The sequence below is a fragment of the Mesorhizobium sp. M7A.F.Ca.CA.001.10.2.1 genome (genome assembly GCF_003998575.1).
Classification (GTDB): Bacteria; Pseudomonadota; Alphaproteobacteria; order Rhizobiales; family Rhizobiaceae; genus Mesorhizobium.
Window position 1 is genome coordinate 1 of record NZ_RZQY01000497.1, and the last position, 4,512, is coordinate 4,512.

The 4,512-nt window shown below is 62.4% G+C and carries 7 protein-coding genes; 5 read left to right on the forward strand and 2 right to left on the reverse strand.

What is annotated here, in order from left to right:
• Nucleotides 1–344: rhomboid family intramembrane serine protease (locus tag EN964_RS25675; RefSeq protein ID WP_164775989.1), on the forward strand; the 344-nt coding region annotated here is incomplete at its 5' end.
• A gap of 87 nt (nt 345–431) precedes the next feature.
• A complete protein-coding gene (locus EN964_RS25680; RefSeq protein WP_027039198.1) occupies nt 432–863 on the forward strand; it encodes a CBS domain-containing protein in 432 nt (143 codons plus the stop codon).
• A gap of 48 nt (nt 864–911) precedes the next feature.
• Here EN964_RS25680 and EN964_RS25685 read toward each other — a convergent pair whose 3' ends face one another.
• The gene (locus tag EN964_RS25685) at nt 912–1,169 is read right to left on the reverse strand and encodes a YjhX family toxin (RefSeq protein ID WP_127269620.1); all 258 of its coding nucleotides are present in this window, start codon (nt 1,167–1,169) and stop codon (nt 912–914) included.
• 296 nt (nt 1,170–1,465) lie between these two features.
• Here EN964_RS25685 and gatB point away from each other — a divergent pair, with 296 nt between their 5' ends.
• From gatB to EN964_RS25705, 3 genes are all read left to right on the forward strand, one after another.
• The gene (gene gatB, locus EN964_RS25695) at nt 1,466–2,965 is read left to right on the forward strand and encodes an Asp-tRNA(Asn)/Glu-tRNA(Gln) amidotransferase subunit GatB (RefSeq protein WP_127276897.1); all 1,500 of its coding nucleotides are present in this window, start codon (nt 1,466–1,468) and stop codon (nt 2,963–2,965) included.
• A gap of 4 nt (nt 2,966–2,969) precedes the next feature.
• On the forward strand, nt 2,970–3,458 hold the full coding sequence (locus tag EN964_RS25700; protein ID WP_127272405.1) for a GNAT family N-acetyltransferase: 489 nt from the start codon (nt 2,970–2,972) through the stop codon (nt 3,456–3,458).
• Between the two features lie 83 nt (nt 3,459–3,541).
• Nucleotides 3,542–3,886: an antibiotic resistance protein VanZ gene (locus tag EN964_RS25705; protein WP_023812139.1), complete on the forward strand. Its 345-nt coding sequence runs from the start codon at nt 3,542–3,544 to the stop codon at nt 3,884–3,886.
• Between the two features lie 100 nt (nt 3,887–3,986).
• Here the strand turns inward: EN964_RS25705 and EN964_RS25710 are convergent.
• A partial coding sequence (locus EN964_RS25710; RefSeq protein ID WP_164775990.1) for a pantoate--beta-alanine ligase occupies nt 3,987–4,512 on the reverse strand: 526 nt, incomplete at its 5' end.

Genomic DNA, 4,512 nt, shown 5'->3' on the forward strand with positions numbered 1-4,512 from the left:
ATGGTGAGGCGCCGCTGGTCGGGGCTTCCGGTGCGATATCGGGCATGATGGGGGCTGCGGCGCGTTTCGGCTTCCGCACCGACCGTTCGGCCGGCAAGGCCGCCTTCGCCGGCCCTGTGCTGCCGATCGCATTCGTATTGCGCCTGCGCGGTGTCGTGATCTTCCTCGCCATGTGGATGGTCATCAATCTCGCCACCGGCCTGCTCGGGTTTGCCCCAGGGGTAGATGGTCAGATCGCCTGGGAGGCTCATATTGGCGGCTTTGTCGCGGGCTTCTTCGGCCTGCGCTGGTTCGACAGGCGATGGCAGGCGCCCGAGTGGGAGACGACTGACCACCGCACTTGAAATGCAACCGATCACGGCGCACGATGTTCACTCTTACGTGAAGGCCGGTCAGGGCAGGAACCGGCAGGCAAAGCAGAGGAGGACGCCATGACGGTGAAGGCAATTCTCGAGAGAAAAGGCCATGACGTGTTGACGCTCGGGCCGAACGAAAAGCTGAGCGAAGCCATCCGCATCCTGGCAGAGCACAAGATCGGTGCGCTGGTCATCACCAATGGCGATCGCAAGATCGTCGGCATCCTGTCAGAGCGCGACATCGTCCGGGTTGTCGCCCGGGAAGGTGGAGCCGCGCTCGATATCGCGGTGCGTTCGGCGATGACGCCGAAGGTGAAGATCTGCAACGAAAATCACACCGTCAACGAGGTGATGGAGATTATGACCCGCGGCCGTTTCCGCCATCTGCCGGTGGAAAAGGACGGCATGCTCGATGGCATCGTGTCCATCGGCGACGTGGTCAAGCGCCGCATCGAGGATGTCGAGCGCGAGGCCGACCAGATCAGGGCCTATATCGCCACTGCCTGAACGGTGAGGCGAACCGCCGGCCGGAGAACCGACCGGCGGAACCGCGGGCTACCTGTTGTCGAGTTCGGAGCGGACGAGTGCGAGCCCGCGCCGGGTGATGCGGTAGGGGCCGCCTCCCGACGAAGAAACCGCCTTCTTCCGCTTCAGCTTTCGAAACATGTCGAGATCGACGTCCGGATAGTGCCAGCCGTCGCGGGTCAGGCATTTGACGGAGGCGATCCGCTTCTTGTCGTTCTTTTCGATTTCAATGCGTCCGCCCTGCGCGAGCAGGTGCAGGATGCGCTGTTCAGTGCGCGAAATATCCATGTGAGAGTTTTCCGGGAAAACAAAAAATGCCGCCGCCGCGAAGCTTCGCGGCACGGGGTTTCAGGTTTTCTGCCCTGCCTCGCCAAGAGGTCAGGGCCTTACCGGGACTGAGCGTAAGTGGACATCCACTCTCCATTGGAATGGACGTCCTATAGGCGAAAGCGGCTGAGAAGGCCAGTCCGTGGCTTTGCGCTTGTGTTTTTTGGGCGCTTGTCTCGCGAAGCGGTTTGCACTAGCGAAGTTGCAAACCAAAATATGCGTAAATGCATAATCCGAGTTCCAATACGCAGGCCACAATGTCCCTCATCGACACCCGCACACCCGACGCCAAGCGCCTTGTTTCCGGTGCCACCGGCGACTGGGAGATCATCATCGGCCTCGAGGTCCATGCGCAGGTCACGTCGGAAGCAAAGCTGTTTTCGGGCGCCTCGACGGCCTTCGGCGCGCCGCCCAACGCCAATGTCAGCCTGGTCGATGCGGCGATGCCGGGCATGCTGCCGGTCATCAACGAGGAATGCGTCAAGCAGGCGATCCGCACCGGCCTGGGGCTGAAGGCGCAGATCAACCACAAGTCGGTCTTCGATCGGAAGAACTACTTTTATCCCGACCTGCCGCAGGGCTACCAGATCTCGCAGTTCAAGCAGCCGATCGTCGGCGAAGGCACGGTGATCGTTTCGGTCGGCCCGGACCGCCAGGGCGAATTCGAGGACATCGAGGTCGGCATCGAGCGGCTGCATCTGGAGCAGGATGCCGGCAAGTCGATGCACGACCAGCATGCGACCATGTCCTATGTCGATCTCAACCGCTCCGGCGTGGCGCTGATGGAGATCGTCTCCAAGCCGGACATGCGCTCGGCCGACGAGGCCAAGGCTTATGTCACCAAGCTGCGCACCATCGTGCGCTATCTCGGCACCTGCGACGGCAACATGGACGAAGGTTCGATGCGCGCCGACGTCAACGTTTCGGTGCGCAGGCCGGGCGGCGAGTTCGGCACGCGCTGCGAGATCAAGAACGTCAACTCGATCCGCTTCATCGGCCAGGCCATCGACTATGAGGCGCGCCGGCAGATCGCCATCCTCGAGGATGGCGGCAAGATCGATCAGGAGACGCGGCTGTTCGACGCCGTCAAGGGCGAGACGCGTTCGATGCGCTCCAAGGAAGAGGCGCATGATTACCGCTACTTCCCCGATCCCGACCTTTTGCCGCTGGAATTCGACCAGGCCTATGTCGATGCGCTGGCCAAGGAATTGCCGGAACTGCCGGACGACAAGAAGGCGCGGCTGATCGCGTCGCTCGGCCTGTCCGTCTATGACGCCTCGATCCTGGTGTCGGAAAAGCCGATCGCCGATTATTTCGAGAAGGTGGCCGCCGGCCGCGACGGCAAGCTTGCCGCCAATTGGGTCATCAACGATCTGCTCGGGCAATTGAACAAGGCCGGAAAAGACATTGAAAACGCTCCGGTTTCACCCGAGCAGCTCGGTGCGGTCATCGATCTGATCAAGGATGGCACCATCTCCGGCAAGATCGCCAAGGACCTGTTCGAGATCGTCTGGAATGAGGGCGGCGACCCTCGCCAACTGGTCGAGAGCCGTGGCATGAAGCAGGTCACCGACACCGGCGCCATCGAGAAGGCCGTCGACGACGTTATTGCCGCCAATCCCGACAAGGTCGAACAGGCGCGCGCCAAGCCGAGCATGGCCGGCTGGTTCGTCGGCCAGGTGATGAAGGCGACCGGCGGCAAGGCCAACCCGCAAGCCGTCAACGACCTCGTCAAGGCCAAGCTGGGCATCGAGTAGCGCCGTGTTCGTCCGCACCGCAGGTGAACGCGACCTTGCCGCTGTGCGGACGCTGCTGGTGGAAACGTGGCATGCGACCTATGACGCCATTTATGGCGCTGCCAAAGTCACCGAGATCACCGACGAATGGCACTCGGTCGCTTCGCTCCGCTCGCGGCTGACGCGGCCGAATTCGGAATTCCTGGTGGCCGATGATGGCAAGCGGATCGGCGGCATGGCTTTCGCCGCCGCCACCGCCGATGCGAAAATCATCCTGCTGAACCAGCTCTACGTCCATCCGGACTGCCAAAGGCGCGGGATCGGGCAAGCACTGCTCGACGAGGTCGAGGCCAGTTTCCCGGAAGCGCGAACGCTGCGCGTCGAGGTCGAGGAGGCCAATGGCGGCGCCATTGCTTTCTACCGGTCGAAGGGGTTTTTGCCTGTCAGTGCCGCGGAGGAGTCCCGCGATACCTCAAGACCGACGACGCTGAGTTTCGAGAAGTCGCTCGGATAGATTGCCACCGGGATGAATAGAGCGACCTGGCCATGCGTCATCGCGGCGTTTGCTGTGCCGGCTCACGACGGATATGCAAGGGCATGACCAAACTGTCCCGCATTACAGCGCTGGCGCTGCTCGCCATCATCATTTTCGCGACCTTGTCGCCGATCCAGATGCGGCCGCACCTCGCTGAAGCGAATGTCGAGCGTGCCTTGGCTTATGTCCTGTTGGGCTTCGCCCTGGCGATCGGCTTCCCCAACCGACTGTACCAGGTCGTGATCTTCGTGGCTGTGACCGCCGGCATGCTGGAACTGCTTCAGCTCATTGATCCCGGTCGCCATGCACGCCTCATCGATGCATTGGTGAAAGCCCTTGCCGGGGTGGTTGGGATCGTGGCGGGACACCTGATCGTCAGGGCCGGCGGACAAAAGAGCGAGAGCTAGGCGCGGCAGCAATCCGCCGCGATACGTCGACCCCAAAGAGTACGGGACCATCGACTGTGGTCGGCCCGTGTCTGTCTGGCCGAAGGATCGAGCCTTCGCGCTAGACAGCGGGAACCTCCACATTGTCGATCAGTCTGGTCTTGCCGAGCCATGCTGCCGCGAGAAGACGCCCTTCGCGGTTTCGGCGCCATGGCGCAAGCGTCAGGCTTTGGCGTACCTCGACATAGTCGACCTTTTGAAAGCCGGCGGCGATGAGGGCGCGGCTGGCCTCTTCGGTTGCGTCGCTCTGGCCGGCGCCTGCCGCCAGGGCCGCAGCCGTATTGCGCAATATGACGTTGAGTTGGCGGGCGATCTTCAGTTCGGCCTCATCGAGATAGGCGTTGCGTGACGACATGGCGAGACCATGCGCGTCGCGTATCGTCGGTGCGCCGATGATCTCGACAGGCAGGTCGAGGTCGCGGCAGAGCTGCCTCACCACACAAAGCTGCTGGTAGTCCTTCTCGCCGAAGACCGCACAGTCGGGCGTTGCCTGCAGGAGGAGCTTTGCCACCACGGTGGCGACGCCGTCGAAAAAGGTCGGCCGAAAGTCCGATTCGAGCCCGCCGGAGGGGCCGCCGACCGAGATT

Coding starts and splice junctions, on each gene's coding strand:
- gatB (WP_127276897.1), top strand. CDS start 1,466: ATGTCCCTCATCGACACCCGCACACCCGACGCCAAGCGCCTTGTTTCC.
- EN964_RS25685 (WP_127269620.1), bottom strand. CDS start 1,169: ATGGATATTTCGCGCACTGAACAGCGCATCCTGCACCTGCTCGCGCAG.
- EN964_RS25705 (WP_023812139.1), top strand. CDS start 3,542: ATGACCAAACTGTCCCGCATTACAGCGCTGGCGCTGCTCGCCATCATC.
- EN964_RS25680 (WP_027039198.1), top strand. CDS start 432: ATGACGGTGAAGGCAATTCTCGAGAGAAAAGGCCATGACGTGTTGACG.